The following is a 316-nucleotide window of genomic DNA, read 5'->3' as shown; positions in this document are numbered from 1 at the left end:
GTATATAATTAATTTATCATCAAGAAAGGAGGTAAAAAAATGGCTAGACCTAAACAAGAATTTTGTTCTAATTGTAACGGAGAAAACCCAAAATGTAAATATAAAGAGTCTGGTCGTAAATGTCGTGTTGGTAAAGCTAAAGGCAAAGCTAAAGGTAAGGCAATTTCAAAAGAAACAATAGAAAAAAGAGACAATTATGATTCGCTTCTGGGAGATTTACACACAGATTACTTAAATTTTATGTATGATAGAGCATTTAAATACTCAATAAACAAAGAAACAAATAAAGTTGAGTATGAACAAAAGTTTCATACAG

1 protein-coding gene is annotated in these 316 nt (G+C 29.1%); it reads left to right on the top strand.

All coding sequences use genetic code 11. The annotated features are described in order from the left end of the window. Positions 1-39: 39 nt before the first annotated feature. Positions 40-316 (top strand): hypothetical protein (locus EII29_RS11710; RefSeq protein ID WP_199726107.1); only part of this gene is annotated, 277 nt, incomplete at its 3' end.

Origin of the sequence: Leptotrichia sp. OH3620_COT-345 (assembly GCF_003932895.1) — a bacterium.
Classification (GTDB): Bacteria; Fusobacteriota; Fusobacteriia; order Fusobacteriales; family Leptotrichiaceae; genus Pseudoleptotrichia.
Note: the sequence above shows the minus strand (reverse complement) of the source record. Positions and strands in the feature narration are given on the sequence as shown.